Origin of the sequence: Vreelandella lutescens (genome assembly GCF_014640815.1) — a bacterium.
GTDB lineage: Bacteria > Pseudomonadota > Gammaproteobacteria > Pseudomonadales > Halomonadaceae > Vreelandella > Vreelandella lutescens.
Genome location: NZ_BMHM01000003.1, coordinates 311,085 through 330,109, shown reverse-complemented (window position 1 = coordinate 330,109; position 19,025 = coordinate 311,085). Strand labels below are relative to the sequence as shown.

Annotated in this window: 16 protein-coding genes; 6 read left to right on the top strand and 10 right to left on the bottom strand. The window is 55.8% G+C overall.

All coding sequences use genetic code 11. The annotated features are described in order from the left end of the window. Both IEW65_RS09135 and IEW65_RS09130 read right to left on the bottom strand, forming a co-directional pair. Entirely contained in the window at window positions 1–1,911 is a 1,911-nt protein-coding gene (locus IEW65_RS09135) for a DUF294 nucleotidyltransferase-like domain-containing protein (protein WP_188639169.1), read from the bottom strand. A gap of 246 nt (window positions 1,912–2,157) precedes the next feature. Beyond that, window positions 2,158–2,547, bottom strand: coding sequence for a DUF4168 domain-containing protein (locus IEW65_RS09130; protein ID WP_188639168.1), 390 nt, complete (start codon window positions 2,545–2,547; stop codon window positions 2,158–2,160). A 146-nt stretch (window positions 2,548–2,693) separates the two neighbouring features. Here IEW65_RS09130 and IEW65_RS09125 point away from each other — a divergent pair, with 146 nt between their 5' ends. Both IEW65_RS09125 and IEW65_RS09120 read left to right on the top strand, forming a co-directional pair. Continuing rightward, window positions 2,694–3,617 (top strand): DMT family transporter, encoded by a 924-nt coding sequence (locus IEW65_RS09125; RefSeq protein ID WP_188639167.1) that lies wholly within the window; start codon window positions 2,694–2,696, stop codon window positions 3,615–3,617. 40 nt (window positions 3,618–3,657) lie between these two features. Beyond that, the gene (locus tag IEW65_RS09120) at window positions 3,658–4,425 is read left to right on the top strand and encodes an EAL domain-containing protein (protein ID WP_479694273.1); all 768 of its coding nucleotides are present in this window, start codon (window positions 3,658–3,660) and stop codon (window positions 4,423–4,425) included. A gap of 30 nt (window positions 4,426–4,455) precedes the next feature. On the opposite strand, the gene mtgA is transcribed toward IEW65_RS09120, so the two are convergent. The 4 genes from mtgA to IEW65_RS09100 all read right to left on the bottom strand — a co-directional run bounded on the left by mtgA (window position 4,456) and on the right by IEW65_RS09100 (window position 8,279). Beyond that, window positions 4,456–5,172 carry a monofunctional biosynthetic peptidoglycan transglycosylase gene (gene mtgA / locus IEW65_RS09115; protein ID WP_188639166.1) on the bottom strand — a complete coding sequence of 239 codons (717 nt, stop codon included), beginning with the start codon at window positions 5,170–5,172 and terminating at the stop codon, window positions 4,456–4,458. Window positions 5,173–5,182: 10 nt separating this feature from the next. Further along, a complete protein-coding gene (fghA, locus tag IEW65_RS09110; protein WP_188639165.1) occupies window positions 5,183–6,037 on the bottom strand; it encodes an S-formylglutathione hydrolase in 855 nt (284 codons plus the stop codon). An 84-nt stretch (window positions 6,038–6,121) separates the two neighbouring features. Then, window positions 6,122–7,231: an S-(hydroxymethyl)glutathione dehydrogenase/class III alcohol dehydrogenase gene (locus IEW65_RS09105; RefSeq protein WP_188639164.1), complete on the bottom strand. Its 1,110-nt coding sequence runs from the start codon at window positions 7,229–7,231 to the stop codon at window positions 6,122–6,124. Window positions 7,232–7,292: 61 nt separating this feature from the next. Further along, window positions 7,293–8,279, bottom strand: a complete 987-nt coding sequence (locus IEW65_RS09100; protein WP_188639163.1) for an MBL fold metallo-hydrolase — start codon at window positions 8,277–8,279, stop codon at window positions 7,293–7,295. Window positions 8,280–8,406: 127 nt separating this feature from the next. Between IEW65_RS09100 and IEW65_RS09095 the strand changes: the two genes are divergently transcribed. Beyond that, window positions 8,407–9,294 carry a LysR family transcriptional regulator gene (locus tag IEW65_RS09095; protein WP_188639162.1) on the top strand — a complete coding sequence of 296 codons (888 nt, stop codon included), beginning with the start codon at window positions 8,407–8,409 and terminating at the stop codon, window positions 9,292–9,294. Here IEW65_RS09095 and IEW65_RS09090 read toward each other — a convergent pair. Beyond that, window positions 9,291–10,658 (bottom strand): L-serine ammonia-lyase, encoded by a 1,368-nt coding sequence (locus IEW65_RS09090; protein WP_188639161.1) that lies wholly within the window; start codon window positions 10,656–10,658, stop codon window positions 9,291–9,293. The genes IEW65_RS09095 and IEW65_RS09090 overlap by 4 nt on opposite strands. A gap of 257 nt (window positions 10,659–10,915) precedes the next feature. Here IEW65_RS09090 and IEW65_RS09085 point away from each other — a divergent pair, with 257 nt between their 5' ends. Both IEW65_RS09085 and IEW65_RS09080 read left to right on the top strand, forming a co-directional pair. Next, complete coding sequence (locus IEW65_RS09085) at window positions 10,916–11,560, top strand: hypothetical protein (protein ID WP_188639160.1); 645 nt, start codon at window positions 10,916–10,918, stop codon at window positions 11,558–11,560. A 180-nt stretch (window positions 11,561–11,740) separates the two neighbouring features. Beyond that, window positions 11,741–13,312, top strand: a complete 1,572-nt coding sequence (locus IEW65_RS09080; protein ID WP_188639159.1) for an AbgT family transporter — start codon at window positions 11,741–11,743, stop codon at window positions 13,310–13,312. Window positions 13,313–13,414: 102 nt separating this feature from the next. Here IEW65_RS09080 and rpoD read toward each other — a convergent pair whose 3' ends face one another. From rpoD to rpsU, 3 genes are all read right to left on the bottom strand, one after another. Continuing rightward, on the bottom strand, window positions 13,415–15,271 hold the full coding sequence (rpoD, locus tag IEW65_RS09075) for an RNA polymerase sigma factor RpoD (RefSeq protein ID WP_188639158.1): 1,857 nt from the start codon (window positions 15,269–15,271) through the stop codon (window positions 13,415–13,417). Window positions 15,272–15,503: 232 nt separating this feature from the next. Further along, window positions 15,504–17,363 carry a DNA primase gene (gene dnaG / locus IEW65_RS09070; RefSeq protein ID WP_188639157.1) on the bottom strand — a complete coding sequence of 620 codons (1,860 nt, stop codon included), beginning with the start codon at window positions 17,361–17,363 and terminating at the stop codon, window positions 15,504–15,506. 186 nt (window positions 17,364–17,549) lie between these two features. Beyond that, on the bottom strand, window positions 17,550–17,765 hold the full coding sequence (gene rpsU / locus IEW65_RS09065; protein ID WP_016416934.1) for a 30S ribosomal protein S21: 216 nt from the start codon (window positions 17,763–17,765) through the stop codon (window positions 17,550–17,552). Between the two features lie 201 nt (window positions 17,766–17,966). Here rpsU and tsaD point away from each other — a divergent pair, with 201 nt between their 5' ends. Then, on the top strand, window positions 17,967–19,010 hold the full coding sequence (tsaD, locus tag IEW65_RS09060) for a tRNA (adenosine(37)-N6)-threonylcarbamoyltransferase complex transferase subunit TsaD (protein WP_188639156.1): 1,044 nt from the start codon (window positions 17,967–17,969) through the stop codon (window positions 19,008–19,010). Window positions 19,011–19,025 lie beyond the last annotated feature (15 nt).

Here is a 19,025-nt window from a genome sequence, read left to right as displayed (position 1 = left end):
TCAGCGCCCCTGCCGTTGCGTAGGAACGGGATAGCGGAATTTCAAAAATTTCTGGGCATTGCTGAGCACTTGGAAGGCATCTTTCAGCGTATGCCGTTCGCTATCCTCTACGTTTTCCGGTTCGATATTGTTATCCGGCACGCGCTCCTCTTGCAGGTCAATCATCTGATGGCGGATGCGCGACATGCATAGAAACTCCAGCGCATAGCTCAGCTTGTCACTCACTCCAGTAGCGAGCAGCTGCGTTTTGCTAATGTCGTCTAAACGCTGAAAGGAGTTTTGCGCTTTTGAACCGCAGGCCAGCGCATGCACGCGAATAAGGTCCACCATGGGTGCCGTACCGCGCCGTTTGAGGTTGATAGAGTTGTTGTGCTTACCATCTTTCTCCATCACAAAGGTGCGGAAAAAGCCTAGCGGCGGCGTACGGTTGAGCGCATTGCGTGCCATGGCCGCCAGAAACAGCGGCGACTTAGGGGCGGTTTGAGCAATCAAATCCTGCAGCGTTTCGACGAACAGGTCTTCCCCATAAATACTGTCGAGATCGAAAAAGATCGAGCTATGCAGCAGCTTCTCTGGCGTTGGATTAGCCATCCAGTCCTGAAAATAGCGTTTCCATACCGCCAGCGGCTGACGCCACTGGCGGTTGGTGGCCATCACATCGCCCTTGCAGTAGGTGTAGCCACAGGCGGCCAAGCCGTCGCTGACGAACGCCGCCAGGGCATGGAAGTACTCGTCGTGCTCTTCGGGAACAAAATCATCCGAGAGAATCAGCGCGTTATCCTGGTCGGTGACAATACTCTGCTCGTTGCGTGCCATAGAGCCATTAACCATATAGCAGTACGGCACCGGCGGCGGCCCCAGCGTATCTTCGGCTAGCTCCAGCAGCCGGCGAGTGAAGCTGCGCCCAATCGTGGAGAGCGCGCTGCCCACCATTTGCGAGTTAGCACCCTCCTGCACCATGCGTACGAATGCCGCTCGAACGTCCGGCGCGAGCTTGGCCAGCCCTTGAGCGCTGGATTGGTTAAAGATGTTGCTGACCAAGTAGAGCCCGCTGTGGGTTTCGTAGCGAATGATATCGGATAAGTGCACCACACCTACCGGACGCTGGCGGTAAAGCACCGGCAGGTGATGAACATTGCTACGCAGCATCGTCAGCATGGCCTCATACACCGAGGCATCCGACTGAATAGTAATCAGCCGTTCAGAAATCACCTCGCCAATCGGCGTGCTGGGCGATAGGCCCTCCGCCACCACCCGCGTACGGAAATCACTATCGGTAAGAATGCCGCACATCTGCCAAGTTTTGCCTTCGCTATCTTGAAAGCTGTAGCGCGGGTTATTGCTACCTTCATTAATCACCAGCACCGCAGAGGCCTGGGCATCAATAATCTGTTTGGCCGCCTGCTGCACGCTGGTGGTGGATTCCACCATGACCGGATAACGGGTGACCAGCTTACGAATGCGGGTCACCATCATGTCGTTAGACTTTTTTTGCTGCTCGGCGGCGGTCTCTAACCGAGGGCGCTCCAGCTCGACGAAATCGGCAAAGTCATCATCCTCTTCACACAGGCGCTGAAACACCGCGTCGGGGATAAAGTAGATCAGCGTATCTTCAATGGCTTTGGCGGGGAAACGCACCTTATGGTTACGCAACAGGCTGAAGTGGCCAAAAATATCGCCTTCGCCTAGGCGGTTATAGAGCTCGCCTTGGCGGCGATATACTTCAACCGCGCCGCTGCGAATGTAGCAGAGCTCGTTCAGCGTATCGTTGAGCGTCAGGATATCGCTATCTGTTTTGAAGTAGCTCACCTCTACCTGCTCGGCAATTGCGTCCAGCAGTTCATCTGATAAACCATCAAACGGGGGAAACTGCCCCATATGCTGGCGTATTTCTAATAGCTCAACGTCCATACGCTCTCCTACTGGCGCTATGTCTCTTTCACTGGTTATCCCGCAGCCAGCCATGGGCTAAGTTTGTCTTGAACGATGGGCATCGACAACCCTTGGGAGAGGAAAGCATGACGATAGAGAACGTTGAAATAAAAAAGCCCAGCGCGTTGGCGCTGGGCTTTGTTCGGCTGCCGATATGCAGATACTTCGCACGTTAAGGAAAATCTGGCACTATCCGCATAGCCTTGATGAGACGATTAAGAGTGCTTACGACTGGCTAGCCATCTCTTGAACGCGCTGCATCATCTCTGGGTCTTGCTGAATAGATTGACCAATCGCATTGAAGGTGTCGACATCCAGACCGCTATCTTCAACCACTTCGATCATGCGGTCATTGGCTTCAGCGCGAACTTCCTGTTGGGCAGTTTCGTCTTCTGCTTCCTGCAGACGCTGTGTGTACTCTTGCGAGATCACGGCGATTTCTTGAGAAGCATCCGCGAACTGCTGTAGCTGCTGATCAGAAAAATCCTGGGCCGGTGCTTGCTGGGTAGCCATCGGATCTTGTGCTTGGCCTTCGGTTTGCTGTGCGTGGGCAGTACCCGCCAGCAGACCAGTGGCGAGAAGAGCAGCAGAGAACAAAGCAGTCATACGTTGCATAGTAAGAAACCTCATTGGCGCGTTATGAATGTGCCCAGTGTGACGCGCTGTTCAGGCGCAGGTTCAATCTTTTATGTAAAACTAAGTAACAAAAAGAACAAAAAGTAAATCAACCACACCATTAATCATGCTACTCCAGGAACATTATGTCTATTAATTTCAAAGTCTTACAAGAAAAAGATGCGACTACTCTTGGGCTAGCCGCTATGCCCGGCGTCTTTGTTCTTTTATGGAGCACAGGCTTTATTGGGGCAAAATTTGGGCTCCCTTATGCCGAGCCTTTCACCTTTTTGTTTATTCGTTTTGTCCTGACACTGATGTTGCTGATCCCACTCACGTGGCTAATGCGTATTTCCTGGCCGTCATCACCCAGGTTATGGAAACACATCGCGATATCAGGTTTGCTGGTACATGGCACCTATTTAGGTGGTGTCTTTTACGGCATCTATTTGGGCATGCCCGCGGGCTTGGCCGCTCTACTAGTAGGTCTGCAGCCACTCCTCACTGCTGCTTGCGCTGGCCCACTGTTGGGAGAGCGACTGACCAAGCAGCAGTGGCTGGGCCTAATGTTGGGCCTGCTCGGCATCAGCTTGGTACTAGGCAGCAAGTTAGAACTTGGCAGTACGCTGTTCAGCGGGTTTGGCGCAGGCGCACTCATCAGCGTGATGGCGGCACTGCTAGGTATTTCTCTGGGCACGCTATATCAAAAGCGCTACTGCACCAGCATGCCTTTGCTGTCTGGCGCTGTGATTCAATATATGGCCGCTGGCGGGCTATTGGGGATAGGCGCACTGTTATTTGAAAGCCGAGAGGTGACGTGGAGCACAACGTTTATGCTCACGCTTGGCTGGCTCGTGCTGATTCTGTCAATTGCCGCTATCCTGCTATTAATGGCCTTGATAAAAAAGGGGGAGGCTTCCCGGGTGGCAAGCCTCTTTTATCTTGTGCCACCGGTCACCGCGCTGCAGGCGTGGTGGCTATTTGATGAGCGCTTACCGCTGCTTGGGTTAGCGGGCATGGTGATCGCTATTGCCGGTGTGGTAATGGTGGTAAGACCTTCAACGACATAAATCATATGATAATGATGAAAATTCCAGGGCTTGGAAAAACATGACTGCACAACCTCATTGCGCCAGGGTGAACGGCGTTTGCAATCGCTGTGATACACCGGTTCCCTTCGCGTTTACGATGGCCTTCCAACCGATAGTCGATGTTCTGCAACGGCAGGTGATCTATTACGAGGCGCTGGTTCGCGGCATCAACGGCGAATCGGCCTTTTCGATCCTAGACCAAGTCACCGATGAGTTAATGTATCGCTTTGATCAGGCTTGCCGCGTTAAGGCAATTGAACTTGCCAGTGAGCTAGGCATGAAAGAGCGGCTTTCGATTAACTTTCTTCCCAATGCCGTCTATGAACCGGAAGCCTGTATCCAATCCACACTAGAAACCTCACGCCGGGTAGGCTGGCCCACCGAGCGGCTTAATTTCGAGATAACAGAAACCGAGCGGGTTGTTGATCGTGCCCATATGCGCAATATCATCGACAGCTATCGTCGCATGGGCTTTACCACGTCGTTGGATGATTTCGGCAACGGCTACGCGAACTTGGACCTGCTCACCGATTTGCGGCCCGATACGCTCAAAATTGATCGTGAGCTCGTCATGGGCTGCGATAGTAATATCCGCCGCCAAGCCATTCTAAAAAGTATGGTGGCGCTGGCACGCACGCTTGGCACCCAGCTCGTTGCTGAGGGCGTGGAAACCCGCGACGAGTCGCGCTGCCTGTTAGCACTAGGCATCCACGTACAGCAGGGCTACTACTTTGCTCGCCCGCAGGTGGCCAAGTTGCCTATCGTGGCATCGGAAAAGTACGACTAACCACCAGGGCCAGTGATTCGCTAACGCTGGTTAAAGCCGTTCAAGGTAAGAAGTGCCACCCAAGTTGCGCATTTGCTGACGAATCCACTGGCTACGGCGCTCGACCTGGGCGTCGGGCCGAGAGGCGCTGCGAGTGCGAGGACTAGGAAGAATCGCGGCCAACAGGCTGGCTTGACGCTCGGTCAAGGCACTGCCTGAAGCACCGAAATAGTGGTTGGCGGCAGCTTCAAGACCGAAGACACCGGTATCCCACTCGGCAACGTTGAGATACACCTCCAAGATCCGCTGCTTACCCCATAGCGTTTCGATCAGTAGCGTAAACCACGCCTCCAACCCTTTACGCACCCAGCTGCGCCCGCTCCATAAAAACACGTTTTTGGCGGTTTGCTGGCTCAAGGTGCTGGCACCGCGCAGCCGCGCCCCGTCTTGGCTCGCTTGCCAAGCACGACGCATTTCAACGAGATCAAAGCCGCGATGCTGAGGAAAGCGCTGATCTTCTGCGGAAATCACCGCCAGTTTGGCGTTACTGGATAAGTTTTCCCAACTACGCCACTGGCGCTGAATATCAATCGGCTCGCTGTTGATCCAGCTTTGCACTTTACGCTCGACCATCACCATAGAACCAGGCGGGGGGACAAAACGGAACAGCAGCACCAGGGCCACGGAGAGCACTACAAACCCAAGCGCACCACGCCATACAAGACGCCATAGCAGACGAAGAAAACGGCGCAGCGCGCGATTGAGCATCTCGGAATCCTTAGCGTTTCATGAGGTGTTCCGCATGATAGCGCAAATGGTCCTCGATGAACGAGGCGATAAAGAAGTAGCTGTGATCATAGCCCGGCTGGCGACGCAGCGTCAGCGGGTGATCATGCTCTTCACATACGGCTTCCAAACGCTCGGGCATCAGCTGCTCTTCCAAGAACTGGTCCGCTTCGCCTTGGTCGATAAACAGCCGCTGGCGGGAAGCACCGTTCGCCACTAGCTCGCAGGCATCGTACTGGCGCCAGCGCGACTGATCATCCCCAAGGTAGCTGGTAAAGGCTTTTTGCCCCCAGGGGCAGTTCATCGGGTTCACAATCGGCGCAAAGGCAGAGACCGAGCGGAAACGGCCAGGATGGCGCAGGGCCAGAATCAACGCCCCGTGGCCGCCCATGGAGTGGCCACTGATAGATTCACGCCCGTTAACCGGGAAGTGCTGGCGCACCACGGAGGGCAACTCTTCAATGACGTAATCGTACATGCGGTAGTTGGACTTCCACGGCGCTTGGGTGGCGTTTACGTAGAAGCCTGCCCCGGAGCCAAGATCGTAGCTGTCGTGCTCACCGGGTAGGTCAGTGCCGCGCGGGCTGGTATCCGGGCAGACAATCGCCACGCCAAGTTCTGCGGCAATGCGGTGTGCACCTGCCTTCTGCATAAAGTTTTCGTCGTTGCAGGTCAGGCCCGATAGCCACCATAAGAGCGGTACACGCTCGTTTTCTGCCTGAGGCGGCAGATAAACCGCGAAGACCATATCGCAATCCAGCGCCCGGGAGTAATGGCGGTAGCGCTTGTGCCAGCCGCCGCAGCTGCGGTTGGCCGACACCAGTTCTAAAGTTTCACTCATGCTCATGGGGTAGGCTCCTTGAGAAGATGAAAACGCGGCAGGTCGCCCCTACCGCGTTCGTTTACCCGGTACTGTTTGAGTAGATAATACTCAGTAATGCAGCACGGTACGAATGCTCTTGCCTGCGTGCAGCAACTCAAACGCTTCGTTGATCTTCTCAAACGGCATATCGTGAGTGATAAAGTCGTCGATATTGAGTTCGCCATTCATATAGCGATCCACGTAGCCCGGCAGCTCGCTACGGCCTTTCACACCACCGAACGCCGAGCCTTTCCAAACGCGACCGGTCACCAGTTGGAAGGGGCGGGTTGAGATCTCTTCGCCTGCACCTGCCACGCCGATAATGATCGATTCACCCCAGCCCTTGTGACAGCACTCAAGCGCTGAGCGCATCACGTTGACGTTGCCGATACACTCAAACGAGTAGTCGACGCCGCCATCGGTCATATCAACAATGACCTGCTGAATCGGGTCGCTGTAATCTTTCGGGTTGACGAAGTCCGTGGCACCAAACTGCTTGGCCAGCGCAAATTTGTCCGCATTCACATCGATAGCGATAATTTTAGATGCTTTCGCCATCACCGCACCCTGAATCACCGCCAAACCAATGGCCCCCAGGCCGAACACGGCAACGGTAGAACCCGGCTCTACTTTCGCGGTGTTGAGTACAGCGCCAATACCGGTGGTCACGCCGCAGCCCAGCAGGCAGATTTTATCCATCGGCGCTTCTTTGGAGACGACCGCCAGCGAGACTTCCGGCAGCACGGTGTACTCACTAAACGTGGAGGTGCCCATGTAGTGGTGCAGCATTTTGCCGTCTAGCGAAAAGCGTGACGTGCCGTCTGGCATGACGCCTTTACCTTGGGTCGCACGTACGCTGCCACACAGGTTGGTTTTACCTGAGAGGCAGAACTTACACTTGCCACACTCCGCGGTGTAGAGCGGAATGACGTGGTCGCCCGGCTTGAGGCTGGTAACACCTTCGCCTACTTCCTGAACAACGCCCGCCCCTTCGTGGCCGAGTACCGCCGGGAAATTGCCTTCCGGATCAGCACCAGACAGCGTGTATGCATCCGTATGGCACACGCTGGTGGCCGCCATTTTGACCAGTACTTCTCCCGCCTTCGGGCCTTCAACATCAATCTCAACTAGCTCAAGCGGCTTACCCGCTTCAAGTGCCACTGCCGCACGTGATTTCATAGTCACTCCTATTGGATGGGCGTTGCGAGCACGCTATAGCGTGCTCGCTAAAGGTGATGGATTACTCGCTATCGCTGCTGATAGGCCCAAATTCAATGGGCAGCCAGCGGTAGCCTTCGGTATCTTCCACAATATGACCAATACCAGGGAACGGCATGTGGGCACCCGCTACCCAGTGCTTATCCGCAACGGCACTTTCTAATACGGCTTCACGGGTGCGAATGGCCTGTTCCGGGTCAGAATCAAACTCGATGGCCACACTCGGGTCGGCAAATTGAACGCCGTAGCTGTGTACAACGTCCCCCCATACCAGCATGGCGTCTTCATCACTGTGGAGCATAAAGCTCGCATGACCTGGGGTATGGCCGTGAGTGTCTTGCGCGACGATGCCCATTAGCAGCTCATCGCCCGGCTCAAAGGGGCTGAAGCGACCGCTCTCTTGATAGGGAGCCACGGCCTCTTGCGCCATGGTAAAGAAGGCGCGTTGATCTTCCGGCAGTGCCTGAGAGCGCTCTTCATCTAACCAGAAGTCAGCATCGCCTTGGCTCGCCCGCAGCTCTGCGTTGGGGTAAACCGCGTCACCGTTCTCATCGGCTAAACCGCACACATGGTCAGGATGCAGGTGCGTCATCAGAATCGTATCGACCTCTTCTGGCACATAGCCAGAAGCGCGTAAGTTCTGCTCCACTTGGCCCAAGGTAGGTCCAAAGCAGGCGGCAGAGCCTGCATCTACCAGCACTAAGTTATCGCCAGTGTGAATCAAAAAGGCGTTCACGGCGGTTTGCATGCCGTTTTCCGCATCAATAAACAGCGCATCCAAATGGCGAAGGATCTCCTCCCGCTCCATTCCTTTAAGCAGCGAGGTATCCAACGTGGTGTGGCCATCATACAAGGCCGTCACTTCGTACTCCCCCACCATCATTCGGAACCAGCCAGGGGCCTGCTCCTGCTGCTGGGCAGGTGGCTCTGCCTGCGCAGCGACTACCCATCCCATACTTATTGCCGCCACCAAGGCGCGGCGAGACCAGCGTGCAGAGATCATCGACATCAGCAAGACACTCCATTGATACGCTAAAGAGGCTTTCAGTGTAGGTCAGCTAGGCGGAGGGGATAAAGCGGGATACACTCATAAGATTATTGCCTGTGAGCAACAATCTAACGTGTAAGGGTCATGCATGCAGCGCTGGGATCGCATCGAAGCGTTTGTGGAGGTCGTGAGGCTGGGCACGTTTTCCGCCGCCGCACGTCACTTAAAAGTATCGACCTCACATATCAGCCGCTTGGTTAGCCAGTTAGAGAACCAGCTTGGCGTACAGCTGCTCTACCGTACCACACGGCAGATTCGGTTAACGGATGCGGGGGCGCTTTATGTCGAGCACTGCCGCCATCTATTTGACGGGCTGCGGGATGCCGAGCAGGTGATCAGTGAGCTACAGGCCAAACCCCATGGGCTGCTTAAACTTACGTCTGCCACCACCTTCGGAGAGCGTTACATTGCGCCGCTTGTGAATGACTTTCAGCGCCTGCACCCACAATTAGAGGTGCATATGCACTTTACCAACCGGCCGGTGGAACTGATTGAAGAGGGCTACGATGTTGCGATTCGGATGGGAGTGCTGAAGGATTCCAGCCTGATTGCTAGACGGCTTTGCGAACGGCGGGAGTACGTGGTGGGCTCTAACGCCTATTTTCGCCAGGCCCCCAGGCCCCATACGCTTTCCGAGCTGAGCCAGCATCGCTGCCTGATCGGCTCACGCCCTAACTGGCTCTTTGAAGTTAACGGCCAGCGCCGCGAGGTAAAAGTCGAGGGGTGTTGGAGCGGTAACTCTGGGCCTGCGTTACTTGATGCTGCGCTCAAAGGGCTAGGGCTTGCCCAACTGCCGGACTACTACGTAGCCCCTTACTTGGCCAGCGGTGAGCTGGTGTCGGTTCTGGAGCCTTTTCAGCATAACGATACGGCGGTGTGGGCGGTCTACCCACGCCACCGCCACTTATCGCCGAAAATTCGCCAGCTGGTGGACTATTTGGTAGCGAATATTGCCACTACCCTGCCCGCGACTTAACACTCAATCGCGTTGACCGCGAGGCCGCCTTTAGAGGTCTCTTTATATTTATCCTGCATATCGCGCCCGGTATCGCGCATGGTGCGAATCACTTTATCCAGCGAGACAAAATGGTCGCCGTCGCCATGTAACGCCATGCGGGCGGCGTTAATCGCCTTGACCGACGCAATCGCGTTGCGCTCAATACAGGGCACCTGAACCAATCCAGCGATAGGATCACAGGTGAGGCCCAGGTTATGCTCCAGCCCAATCTCCGCGGCGTTTTCTACCTGCTTGGGCGTGCCGCCCAACACTTCAGCAAGCCCAGCGGCGGCCATGGCGCAGGCCGACCCCACCTCCCCCTGGCAGCCTACTTCAGCACCGGAAATAGAGGCATTCTTTTTACATAAAATGCCCATCGCACCGGCAGTCAGCAAAAAATTCACCACGTCAGCATCGCAGGCGTCGGGCTCAAATTTTAAGTAGTAGGCCAGCACGGCGGGAACAATGCCTGCGGCCCCGTTAGTCGGCGCGGTCACCATCCGCTTTCCAGCAGCATTCTCTTCATTGACCGCCAACGCAAACAGATTGACCCAATCCATCACGGTAAAACTGGTGACAATCAAGCGCTGGTTGGCAGGCGGTGACAGCAGCTGTTGATGCAGTGAGTGGGCGCGGCGGCGGACATTTAAGCCGCCCGGTAGGCGCCCGGTGGCCTCAAGGCCATTATCGATACTTTGGCGCATGGCGTGCCAAATGGTGAGTAATTCGTCACGTATCGCGGCGTCGCTTCGCCAGGCTTTCTCGTTTTCTAACATCAGCTCGCTGATGCGCAGGCCATGCTGCTGACACAGTGCTAGCAGCTCATTAGCCGACTCAAACGGGTAAGGCAGTGCCGTTTTGTCCTCATCCAGCCCGCCTTGATCGGCGCAGGCTTGATCGACGTAAAACCCACCACCCAGGGAGTAGTACGTGTTTGTAGCGACCGGCGCTTCGTGCTGATACGCCGTGAGCACCATCGCATTGGGATGAAACGGCAGGCAGGTCTCATCCCACTCAATATCACGGGTTTTATCAAACCCCAGCGTCTGGCCGTTGGGCAGTGTGAGCGACGCGCCGCTCTCTAGCGCAGCCAGGCGTTCAGTAATCGTGTCTAGGTCAACCGCTTCAGGCGTCTCCCCCATCAATCCCATGATCACCGCGTTATCAGTGCCATGACCAACGCCGGTCGCCGCCAGCGAACCGTGCAGCCGCACCACCACACGAGTCACTTCCGGTGCCGTCAGCGCCATCACGAAATCCCGCGCTGCCCGCATGGGGCCTACGGTATGTGAGCTGGATGGGCCAATGCCGATCCGAAACAGATCAAATACGCTAATTGCCATAACTGTGCCCGCCCCTCAACGGTCGTTCTTACTTGTCACTAAACGCTTAGAACTCTTCTAATGAAACTATCCAGTCGAAACGGTGTTGCTGAGATCACGCTCTTCTCATTTTGTATCTGCCAGCTACTTTGCAGCTTTATCCACTGGCCGTCGAGTGATATGCAGTAGGTTGGACGTGCGAGCACACAAAGGTGACGTTATAATGAACATTCATCTCTGCATGTTTGTCTCGCTACCCCTCCGATAAGGATATTGGTATGTCACCGTCTCCACCCTGGGCGATTAGTTTTCGCACCGCCTTACTGCGTGCCACTCTTTACACCCTTGCCATTGGCGGTATTGCTCAAGGCGGCTACTTAGAGGTGCTGTACTTACCGGAGGTGCGCTATACCGAGCTTGGCTTTACCGAGTTCACCCAAACGCTGGTGCTCGCTAGCTGTTGCGCCTTGCTGATTTATGTACGCCAAGTACTTAAGGTATGGCCAACGGTCACGCTGCTGCTCTTGGCATTTATATCGGCATCCCTGGTACGCGAGCAGGACTACTTTCTGGATCACTATGTCGCCGACAATACCTGGAAGTTTGTAGTGGCGCTGATCGTGCTGCCAAGCCTTGCCTGGGTGATTCTCCACCGGCAGCGTTTTCTGGATGAGTTCTACTATTACAGTAATACGTTTTCGTTTGGATTGTTCGCTGCTGGCGTGTTGGTGACCTATATCTTCTCGCGCCTTTACGGCCGTCAAGACTTTTGGCGCGCGGTGCTGGAGGAGAACTATATCCGCGATTTTAAAGATATCGCTGAAGAGGCCATTGAGCTACTCGGCTACAGCTTGATTCTGTTTGCGATGATAGAACTCCTCCTCCTCGCTAGGCGACTCCATCGGGCACGTCTAGCGCCTTAATCCCCCTCTTTTTGCCTACCCAATGAAACGCCGCTGCCCACTGGGTCAGCGGCGTTTCATTTTTTACATCTCGCTATACGTAAAGCCATTTGCGCCTCTTGCGCCATCAACGTAGTGTCGACCATCACACCTACATGGGCATTTTTTGCTGAAAAATAACCTACCAACGATATAAATCTTATGACAAACCCACAAAATCGTGAAGAAAACCTAAAACGCGGGGCATTTACTCGCTTTCTCGATAGCGTTGAGTGGCTAGGCAACCTACTGCCTCACCCGGTGACTCTGTTTGCCATTCTGTGTGTATTAGTGGTCATAGCAAGCGGGATTGCCGGTGCCTTGGGCGTGTCGGTTGCTGACCCACGCCCAGCCAATGAAGGCGAGTGGATTGCAGTGAACTCGCTCTTAAATGCCGAAGGGCTACGCCGCTTAGTGACCGAAATGGTGACGAACTTCACCAGCTTTGCGCCTCTAGGCACAGTGCTGGTCGCTATGTTGGGGGTGGGCGTTGCCGAGCACTCTGGCCTGCTATCGGCCAGTATGCGGGCGCTGGTGCTCAACCGCTCACCGCGCATTGTGACCTATGCGGTGGTGTTTGCCGGGATTATGTCGAACATGGCCGCCGAGCTTGGCTATGTGGTACTGATTCCGTTAGCGGCGATGATTTTTCACTCTTTAGGACGGCACCCGCTGGCGGGCCTGGCAGCAGCGTTTTGCGGCGTTTCCGGCGGCTACAGTGCCAACCTATTGATCGGCACTGTCGACCCACTGCTCTCTGGTATTACCCAGGAAGCGGCACGGTTGCTCGACCCTACCTACTCAGTCGGGGCTGAAGCCAACTGGTTCTTTATGTTTGCCAGCACCTTCTTTGTGACTCTCATTGGTGGCTTGGTTACCGAGCGTATCGTCGAGCCCAAGTTGGGCAAGTTTGACTCTGCCTATGCGGATAGCGATATCGACAAAAACCGCATGGAGGGCCTGACGCCTACTGAAAAGCGGGCATTAAAAGGCACCGGTCTAGCCACCCTAGCCCTCGTTGCGCTGGTCGCAGTGATGGTGGTTCCAGAAAGCGGCATATTGCGCCACCCTGATACTGGGCTTATCAGCGGCTCACCGTTTTTGCGTGGCATTGTTGTCATTGTCGCCATCGCCTTCACCGTGCTTGGCTTCGTTTACGGCCGCTTGGCAGGCACCATGCAAAACGACCGCGATGTGGTCGATGCCATGGCCAAAAGCATGAGCAGCCTCGGGCTCTATATCGTGTTGGTGTTCTTTGCTGCTCAGTTCGTTGCACTGTTTAACTGGAGCAACTTTGGCACCGTCACGGCGGTGGCGGGGGCAGATCTGCTGGACTCTTTGGGCCTGCGCGGCCCCGGCTTGTTTGCGCTATTTATCATCATGTGCGCGTTTGTAAACCTGTCGCTGGGTAGCGCGTCGGCGCAGTGGGCGGTCACCGCGCCAATTTTTGTGCCCATGCTGATGCTGATGGGCTATGCACCGGAAGTGATCCAAGCCGCGTACCGGATTGGGGATTCCGTCACCAACCTGATCACCCCAATGATGAGCTATTTCGGCCTGATTCTGGCGGTGGCTACCCGCTACCGCAACGATATGGGCATTGGTACGCTGGTAGCACTGATGCTGCCCTACACACTGTTTATGCTGATTGGCTGGAGCCTGCTGTTCTTTATCTGGGTGTTTGTATTTGGCCTGCCGGTTGGCCCAGGCTCTGCCACGTACTACACGCTGTAAACTTTAAACGGCATAACGCAAAAAGCCCGCTGTTCTGAGAACAGCGGGCTTTTTGATCTTCGTGGCGACTCTATTCACCACTCACGCTTCACTACTCGCGGCTTACTCGTCCAAGAACGAACGTAGCGGCTCTGAGCGGCTGGGGTGGCGCAACTTGCGCAGCGCTTTGGCTTCAATCTGACGAATCCGCTCGCGGGTAACGTCAAACTGCTTGCCCACCTCTTCCAGCGTGTGGTCGGTATTCATATCGATACCAAAACGCATACGCAGGACTTTCGCTTCGCGGGCAGTCAGGCCGCCCAAGACGTTGCGAGTCGCTTCGATCAAGCCTTCGCCGGTGGCCATATCGATAGGCAGCAGCATAGTGCCGTCTTCGATAAAGTCGCCCAGGTGCGAATCGTCGTCATCACCAATCGGCGTCTCCATGGAGATCGGCTCTTTGGCAATTTTAAGGACTTTGCGTACCTTGTCTTCCGGCATTTCAAGGCGCTCACCCAGCTCTTCAGGTGTCGGCTCGCGGCCCATCTCCTGAAGCATCTGACGTGATACGCGATTGAGCTTATTAATGGTCTCAATCATGTGTACCGGGATACGGATGGTGCGCGCCTGATCCGCGATAGATCGGGTAATCGCCTGACGAATCCACCACGTGGCGTAGGTCGAGAACTTGTAGCCGCGACGGTATTCGAACTTGTCTACCGCCTTCATCAAGCCGATGTTGCCCTCCTGGATCAGATCCAGGAACTGCAGGCCACGGTTGGTGTACTTCTTGGCAATCGAGATTACCAAGCGCAGGTTGGCCTCAACCATCTCTTTCTTGGCGCGGCGCGCTTTCGCTTCGCCAATCGAGAGCTTGCGGTTGACTTCCTTCAGGTCGGCCACGGTGAGCTGCACCATGTCTTCTTCAAAGGCAATCTTGCGCTGTGAGCGAGCGATATCGGCACGCAGCGGCTCTAGGCGATCGGCATACTTAGGCTGCGCTTCCTGGAAAGCATCCAACCACTTCTGGTCGGACTCATTACCTGGGAAGGACTTGATAAACGTCTTGCGCGGCACTTTGGCTTTTTTGACGCACAGCTGCATGACCGCTTTTTCCTGGGCACGCACCTGTTCAACGCTGATACGGATCTGACCGACCAAACGCTCGAAATGCTTAGGCACCAGCTTAATCGGCGAGAACAGCTCAGCAAGGCGAGCTTGCTCAGCCTTCAGCTCTGCGCTGCCACGGCCATGCTTAGCCAGCGCGGCTTCAACGGCGGCATTTTGCTCGCGAATCTGCTCAAAGCGGGCCTTCGCCTCTTCGGGGTCCGGGCCACCTTCACTGGCAGTAGTGTCGTCCTCTTCGTCGTCATCGTCGCTGTCGATATCATCGTCATCGCTCAGCTCAGTTTCAACGACAGGCTCTGGCACTTCCGCTTCAGCAACACCCGGAATACCTTCGTCGGGGTCGATAAAGCCAGAGAACAGGTCAGATAAGCGCCCAGGGGCTTCTTCATCCTGGGTAGCGTCGTAGGCTTCAAGAATAGAGGCAACTGCACCCGGCAAATAAGCCAGTGCAGACATCACTTCCCGCGTGCCCTCTTCGATCCGTTTAGCGATTTCAATTTCGCCTTCACGGGTCAAAAGCTCTACCGTCCCCATTTCGCGCATGTACATGCGCACAGGGTCGGTGGTGCGACCGACGTCGCTTTCCACGGCGGCAAGGGCCGCAACGGCCTCTTCCGCAGCGGACTCGTCCGTGGAGTGATCCGACATCATCAAAGTGTCTTCATCTGGCGCTTCTTCAACGACACTAATACCCATGTCGTTGATCATGCCAATGATGTCTTCCACTTGATCCGGGTCGGCGATATCCTCGGGTAGATGGTCGTTGACCTCGGCATAGGTCAGGTAGCCCTGTTCCTTGCCGCGCGCGATCAACTCCTTCAGACGTGACTGCTGCTGCGCATTTCCAGCCATAGAAACCCTATCTCGACGAAGAAGAATGAAACACCTGGGGCGCTGAATCGATTAAACTCAACAAGCCGAACAGTATAGCGTAAATAGCTGTATTTTTTCCAGCGAAACGTATTTGCGCGGTCATTCAGGTGTGTTAGGTTGTTCGGTTAGGCCAGCGCCTGGCGACTAACCTGTATGTGGTGCTGAAGCCTGGGAATTCAACCCCACACTTCTGTTTTGCCTTGATTTAGCATTAACGATGCTGAATAAGCTCCATCATTAGCTCCGCTAACCGCTGTCGCTGTGCTTTATCCAGCTTTTGTCCTTCACGCTCTAGCGCCAACAGCGCGTCATACTCTTCCTGGGGCGAGCGCCTACGACGCTTATCTACCAAGTGCTTGACCAACCCCAGCAGCTCTGTTTCCCGCGCTGCCTTGGGAATCAGCAGCTCACGCTGTGCAAGCTCTGCTAGCACCTGCCCCTCTTGGCTTCCTTGAAAGTGCGCCAACACCACCTGCGGGCTACGGTAGCGGCCAGCGCGTAGCAGTGCGATAAGATCGCGGCATAGCGGCGCTTCTTCACTCTCTTCCGGCAGCCAATCCAGTGACTCTGGCAGCACCTCCACCAAACGCGGCTCATGCAGCAGCACCTGCACAATACGGCTGACAACCGAGAGTGCGCGTGGCGCAGTTCCCTGGCGGCGCGAACGACTCGTAGGTTTATGCCCCGCACTTTCTACGGGAAGCGATAACGAGGGCTCATCAACAGGCTCCCACTGCGCCGACTCTTTAGGCGCGGATGCAGCGACGCGTTTATCCAACAGCCCCTGCAACTGTGTCTGCGTTAGCCCACTGCGCTTGGCCAACGACTCAAGCAACAGTGATTTGAGCATGCCGTCAGGCACTTTGTTCAATGCCTCCAGCACCTGACTGGCAAACCGCTCGCGCCCCTCAACCATGTTGAGATCGCGCCCTTGGGCGGCCTGCTCAAAGAGAAACTCTGAAAGCGGCATGGCACAGGTGACGCGATCCTGAAACGCTTCGCTGCCTTCGCGGCGTACCAGCGAGTCAGGGTCGTCACCTTCCGGCAGAAACAGAAAACGCGCCTCGCGACCGTCGATCATCTGCGGCAGCGCCGTCTCTAGGGCGCGACTGGCTGCCTGCCGACCCGCACGGTCACCATCGAAGCAAAACACCACTCGACTCACTAGCCGGAACAGGCGGCTTAAATGGTCTTCCGTGGTGGCTGTACCCAGGGTCGCCACAGCGTTATGAATGCCATACTGGGCCAGTGCCACCACATCCATGTAGCCTTCCACAATCACCAGCTGCTCTAGTTTGCTAGAGGCTTGGCGCGCCTCATATAAACCATATAGCTCGCGTCCCTTATGAAAGACAGGCGTTTCTGGCGAATTGAGGTATTTAGGCTGCTCATCGCCCATGACCCGGCCGCCAAAGCCTAGGGTACGGCCACGCAGATCGCGAATTGGGAACATGACCCGATCACGAAAGCGGTCATAGGTGCGGCCGGTATCTTCGCGGTGAATCAGCAGGCCGTACTCCACCTGCACCGGCTCACTGATCCCTTTTGCACTGAGGTGCTGCTTTAGCGCTTCCCAACCGCCGGGGGCGTAGCCAATCCCGTAGGTGGCTATCACTTCCGGTGAAAGACCGCGTCCCTGCAAATAGCGCTGGGCGCTTTGCCCTTCCTGCATTTTGAGCCGTTCGCGATAAAAGCTTCCGGCCACTTCCAGCAGGTTAACGCCCTCTTTGCGCTTTTTTTCCCGCTGCTGAGCACGGGGGTCATCAGCACCTTCTCGCGGCACATCCAGCCCTAAACGCCCGGCCAACTGTTCCACGGCTTCTGGGAATGGCAGCTTGTCGTACTCCATCAAAAAACGCAGCGCATTACCGTGAGCACCACAGCCAAAGCAATGGTAGAACTGCTTATCGGCACTGACGGTAAACGATGGCGATTTTTCTTGATGGAAGGGGCACAGGCCTGAAAAATTACGCCCTGCTTTTTTCAGCTGCACGCGCTCGCCCACAACTTCAACCACGTCAACGCGGCCAAGCAGATCGTCAATAAAACGCTGTGGAATTTGACCTGCCATGAACTGCGGGCATCCTCGCGCAAAGCGCTTACGGGCAAGTTTAACGTCATCAGGCAGCGCGCCTGATCACCTTAAACTGCCAAAACATACGTCACAGAACGAAAAACAAACGGCCACCTAGTGGCGGCCGCTTGGCATCCCTCTTGAGATAACCGGCTAACAACGCAGGCTATCCCCAGGTACGGATCAATAGAGCCGTTCGAAACGCTTACGCTCACGCTGCAACTTCTTAGCGTGACGTTTTACGGCAGCTGCCGCTTTGCGCTTGCGCTCAGCAGTCGGCTTCTCGTAGTGCTCGCGACGACGTACTTCAGAGAGAACGCCGGCTTTTTCGCAAGAACGCTTGAAGCGACGCAGGGCGACGTCAAACGGCTCGTTATCACGTACTTTTACAGAAGGCATTAAGCACTCACCTACCTTAAGGAGTCTTGAGTTCGGATAGTACGCACACCGAACAAGACGGTGTACGACCCAGTTTTTACAGCGCACAGTAGTCTAGTCGTGGTTGGCGATCTTTGCAAATGCTTACGCCCCTTCATGGCCACAATGCTAAACTAGCCGATTTTAAACCTCTGCCTTACCACCTACACGAGTTCTTTTGCTATGCGCGTACTGGGCATTGAAACGTCTTGCGACGAAACCGGCGTCGCCATTTACGATACCGCGTTCACCGGCGGCCAGGGACTGCTGGCCGATGCGCTGTATAGCCAAATCGCCATGCATGCGGAGTACGGCGGCGTAGTGCCTGAGCTGGCCTCCCGCGATCACACCCGCAAACTGCTGCCCTTAATTGAGCAAGTACTCGCAGATGCCAACCTCACTCGAGGCGATTTAGACGGCGTCGCCTATACCGCAGGCCCCGGCTTGGTCGGCGCACTGATGGTCGGTGCGAGCACTGCGCATGGCATGGCCAAAGCGCTGAACATCCCCGTACTTGGCGTTCATCACATGGAAGGCCACCTACTCGCCCCCATGCTTGAAGATGATGCGCCAGAGTTCCCCTTTGTGGCGCTCCTGGTATCGGGCGGGCACACCCAGCTGGTGGAAGTCCACGGGCTGGGGGACTACCAATTACTGGGAGAGTCGGTGGATGACGCCGCAGGGGAGGCCTTCGATAAAGCCGCGAAAATGCTCGGCCTGGCTTATCCGGGCGGCCCGCTGGTGGCCAAACTTGCCGAACAGGGTGACCCGAAGCGTTTTCGCTTTCCACGCCCCATGACCGACCGTCCCGGCCTGGACTTCAGCTTCTCTGGCTTGAAAACGCATACCCTGACCACGATTCGCCAGTTAGAAGCAGCAGGCGAGCTCGATGAGCAGGCCAAAGCCGATGTGGCCCGGGCCTTTGAAGAAGCCGTGGTGGATACGCTGGTGATTAAGTGCCGCCGTGCGCTGGATCAAACCGGCTTGAAACGCATTGTGATGGCGGGTGGCGTGAGCGCCAATACGCGCCTGCGTGAACGGCTAGCGCTGGAAACGCAAAAGCGTCAGGCGCGCGCCTACTACCCCCGAGGGCGCTTCTGCACCGACAACGGTGCCATGATTGCTTATGTCGGCGCACAGCGCTTGGCAGCGGGCGAGCGCGATAATGACGGCGTGATGCAAGCCACTCCACGCTGGCCGCTCAATACGCTGAACGCGCCGGTTTAACTCAAGCGGCTATTC

What these genes read in the sequence shown, in the direction of transcription:
- IEW65_RS09135 (WP_188639169.1), bottom strand. Translation starts at nt 1,911, where the DNA reads ATGGACGTTGAGCTATTAGAAATACGCCAGCATATGGGGCAGTTTCCC.
- IEW65_RS09120 (WP_479694273.1), top strand. Translation starts at nt 3,658, where the DNA reads ATGACTGCACAACCTCATTGCGCCAGGGTGAACGGCGTTTGCAATCGC.
- IEW65_RS09105 (WP_188639164.1), bottom strand. Translation starts at nt 7,231, where the DNA reads ATGAAATCACGTGCGGCAGTGGCACTTGAAGCGGGTAAGCCGCTTGAG.
- rpoD (WP_188639158.1), bottom strand. Translation starts at nt 15,271, where the DNA reads ATGGCTGGAAATGCGCAGCAGCAGTCACGTCTGAAGGAGTTGATCGCG.
- fghA (WP_188639165.1), bottom strand. Translation starts at nt 6,037, where the DNA reads ATGAGCATGAGTGAAACTTTAGAACTGGTGTCGGCCAACCGCAGCTGC.
- IEW65_RS09080 (WP_188639159.1), top strand. Translation starts at nt 11,741, where the DNA reads ATGACAAACCCACAAAATCGTGAAGAAAACCTAAAACGCGGGGCATTT.
- IEW65_RS09085 (WP_188639160.1), top strand. Translation starts at nt 10,916, where the DNA reads ATGTCACCGTCTCCACCCTGGGCGATTAGTTTTCGCACCGCCTTACTG.
- rpsU (WP_016416934.1), bottom strand. Translation starts at nt 17,765, where the DNA reads ATGCCTTCTGTAAAAGTACGTGATAACGAGCCGTTTGACGTCGCCCTG.
- dnaG (WP_188639157.1), bottom strand. Translation starts at nt 17,363, where the DNA reads ATGGCAGGTCAAATTCCACAGCGTTTTATTGACGATCTGCTTGGCCGC.
- IEW65_RS09130 (WP_188639168.1), bottom strand. Translation starts at nt 2,547, where the DNA reads ATGCAACGTATGACTGCTTTGTTCTCTGCTGCTCTTCTCGCCACTGGT.
- IEW65_RS09125 (WP_188639167.1), top strand. Translation starts at nt 2,694, where the DNA reads ATGTCTATTAATTTCAAAGTCTTACAAGAAAAAGATGCGACTACTCTT.
- IEW65_RS09090 (WP_188639161.1), bottom strand. Translation starts at nt 10,658, where the DNA reads ATGGCAATTAGCGTATTTGATCTGTTTCGGATCGGCATTGGCCCATCC.
- mtgA (WP_188639166.1), bottom strand. Translation starts at nt 5,172, where the DNA reads ATGCTCAATCGCGCGCTGCGCCGTTTTCTTCGTCTGCTATGGCGTCTT.
- IEW65_RS09100 (WP_188639163.1), bottom strand. Translation starts at nt 8,279, where the DNA reads ATGTCGATGATCTCTGCACGCTGGTCTCGCCGCGCCTTGGTGGCGGCA.
- tsaD (WP_188639156.1), top strand. Translation starts at nt 17,967, where the DNA reads ATGCGCGTACTGGGCATTGAAACGTCTTGCGACGAAACCGGCGTCGCC.
- IEW65_RS09095 (WP_188639162.1), top strand. Translation starts at nt 8,407, where the DNA reads ATGCAGCGCTGGGATCGCATCGAAGCGTTTGTGGAGGTCGTGAGGCTG.